Annotated in this window: 2 protein-coding genes; one reads left to right on the forward strand and one right to left on the reverse strand. The window is 45.5% G+C overall.

What is annotated here, in order from left to right:
• A partial coding sequence (gene ilvC, locus B2Z67_RS00040; RefSeq protein ID WP_291527765.1) for a ketol-acid reductoisomerase occupies nucleotides 1-746 on the forward strand: 746 nt, incomplete at its 5' end.
• Between the two features lie 95 nt (nucleotides 747-841).
• On the opposite strand, the gene B2Z67_RS00045 is transcribed toward ilvC, so the two are convergent.
• Nucleotides 842-2,728 (reverse strand): AAA domain-containing protein, encoded by a 1,887-nt coding sequence (locus B2Z67_RS00045; protein ID WP_291527766.1) that lies wholly within the window; start codon nucleotides 2,726-2,728, stop codon nucleotides 842-844.
• Nucleotides 2,729-2,979 lie beyond the last annotated feature (251 nt).

The raw sequence follows: 2,979 nt of genomic DNA on the forward strand, positions 1-2,979 counted from the left end.
CAGCCGTAATGTCCGTATGGCCTGTTATCAAACCTTATCTGACTCCCGGTAAAGCTCTTTATTTCTCTCATGGCTTTGCTATCACTTGGAGTGATCGTACAGGTGTTGTTCCTCCGACAGATGTCGACGTTATAATGGTTGCTCCCAAAGGTTCGGGTACTTCATTGCGTACTATGTTCCTCGAAGGTCGTGGCTTGAACTCTTCTTATGCCATTTATCAGGATGCTACCGGTAAAGCTATGGAGAGAACAATTGCATTAGGTATCGGTGTCGGTTCCGGTTACTTGTTTGAAACAACATTTATCCGTGAAGCTACTTCTGACCTGACCGGTGAACGTGGTTCACTGATGGGCGCTATTCAAGGATTGCTGTTAGCTCAGTACGAGGTGTTGCGTGAAAATGGTCATACTCCTTCCGAAGCGTTCAATGAAACGGTAGAAGAGTTGACTCAGTCGTTGATGCCGTTGTTTGCCAAGAACGGTATGGACTGGATGTATGCCAACTGTTCAACAACAGCTCAGCGTGGCGCTCTGGACTGGATGACTCCTTTCCATGATGCAATCAAACCGGTGGTTCAGGAGTTGTATGCAAGCGTTAAGTCAGGCAATGAAGCGCAGATTTCTATTGATAGTAACTCTAAACCGGATTATCGTGAGAAGTTGAACGAAGAACTGAAGGCTTTACGCGAAAGCGAAATGTGGCAGACTGCTGTTACGGTTCGTAAACTTCGTCCGGAAAATAGCTAATCCTTTTATTTTGCCTATATTATTCATAAGTAGGAGTTAGAGGAGTTATTTGTGATTGATAACTCCTCTTAACTTCTAAAAATGAATAATATCGATTAGGGTATATGTTTCTGGATATACTCCAGTAATTTACGATAAAAGGTATGTTGCATCATAGTGTTGGCTTCGCCCAGTATCACTAATTTCATGCGGGCGCGTGTGATGGCTACATTCATTCTTCGTAAATCATTGAGGAAACCAATTTGTCCGTTATCATTGGCACGAACCAGACTTATAAAAATGACATCTCTTTCCTGTCCCTGAAAGCCGTCTACTGTGTTTACAGTGAGGAGGCTACGGTAAGGGCGGAGAGAAGAACTTGTCTTAATTTTATTGCGAAGGTACTGCACTTGTGCCTTGTATGGGGATATTATTCCGAAATCTATGCGCTCTTCAAGTATACGGTTGCCTCCGATACGTTGAATGTAAATTCCCAGTTCCTTTAGTAAAAGGTCGGCTTCTTCCCGGTTGATTCGCCCATAAGTTTCACCTATGAATTCTTCTTTAAATTCCATCTCTGAAGTATCTACCCATGTAATAGGGGTGTCCCAGTCGAGGATGCCGCGAAAGCGTATCTCAGGAGCGGCTTCCAATTGCCCGTTGTAGAACCATTGTGAAGGGAAATTCATAATGGCTTCATTCATGCGATACTGAATCTTCAACAGGGAAACTACGGAAGGCTTGGTGGTAACAATACGTTCCATTAAAGTATGTTCCAGTCCGCCGCGTGCTGCTTCGTTGCATTTGATGGTTGCCGGTAGCTGACAGTGGTCACCTGCCAATACAATACGGTCGGCCTTGCGGATGGCTATCCAACAAGCGGCTTCCAAAGCTTGCGCAGCCTCGTCAATAAAAAGTGTACCGAAGCGATGACCGCTCAATATGCGATGATTGCTACTGACGAGTGTGGATGCAATGACATGTGCCGAATCAAAGAGGTCGGCATTGATTTGTATTTCCAGTTGCGTGGCGCGGTCACGCAGACGGCTCATGCGGTTACGGGCGCTTTCACATTCTTCATAACTACTCCGGCGCTTTCTTCCCATTTCACGAATGGCTTTACGGATACCCCATAGTTCGGTATAAGAGGGATGATTTTCGAAGCGGCGTTCATAGGTAAAGGAAAGCATCTTGTCGTTGACACGTGTCGGGTTGCCGATGCGCAGCACGTTGACTCCCCGGTCTACAAGTTTCTCGCTAATCCAATCGACGGCTGTATTGCTTTGAGCGCAAACCAATACTTGCGGTTCGCGGTGTAGTGTTTCATAAATGGCCTCTACGAGAGTGGTTGTCTTTCCTGTTCCCGGAGGACCGTGCACGACGGAGACATCACGCGAGCACAATACTTTGTTGACCGCGGTTTCCTGCGTAGAATTCAGCCAAGGGAAACGAACGGGGTAGAGTTCGCGGAAACCGGGTTTAAGAGTTCCCAGCATGATATCACGCAATTCTGCCAGGCGACTATCTTTGGCGCGAAGTACATCAGAGAGAGCTTCGAACATGGTACGGTAGGATGTTTCGTCAAAATAGAGTTGCACTCCGAGTCTATCTTCCGACTGTATTTCCAAGATAGCGCCCGCCCCCGGCATAATGACTACCATTCGTGCTTCGTCAGCATAGCTGACGGTTCCAATGGAATTGAAGTATGTAATCTTCTCATCATAACCTTTGCGGAAAAAGCATACGGGACGTCCGAACTCGAAATTATGTTCTATATCAGTATCTTCGGTATGGGTTATTTCAATTGCTAATTGATTAAGAGAATTGTAGTAACTCCGTCCCGGAATGGCAGGATACCAACAGAGTCCCCGCTTTATTTTACGGGCTATGCCCATTGTTTCCGTCTGCCGCTTGAATTCTTCTTTTTCATATTCGTACTCCATACGCAGCAATAACTGCTGGTGCTGAAGATGGGCGATTGGAGAAAGGTATTTATTATCCATGTATTTCTTAATTGTCTTGCAAAGGTAGGATATTCTTTGCTTTTACAAGAAGAAAAACGCATTTCATATAATCATGCTTCTTTGCTTTCGGCAAATACATTCATTCACTCCGTGAGACGGTTCTTTTCGTCCCACGGGACAGATTTTTTCGTCTCGTGAGACGGATTCATTCATCCCATGAGATGAAATTCTTCGTCTCGTGAGATAAATTCTCTCGTCCCCCGAGACAAATTCTCCCTCCCAGGGTTTTG

The organism is Bacteroides sp. UBA939 (assembly GCF_002293435.1).
Taxonomy (GTDB): domain Bacteria; phylum Bacteroidota; class Bacteroidia; order Bacteroidales; family Bacteroidaceae; genus Bacteroides.

Excerpts from the sequence above, each read along its gene's own strand:
- B2Z67_RS00045 (WP_291527766.1), bottom strand. The coding sequence starts at position 2,728 with ATGGATAATAAATACCTTTCTCCAATCGCCCATCTTCAGCACCAGCAG.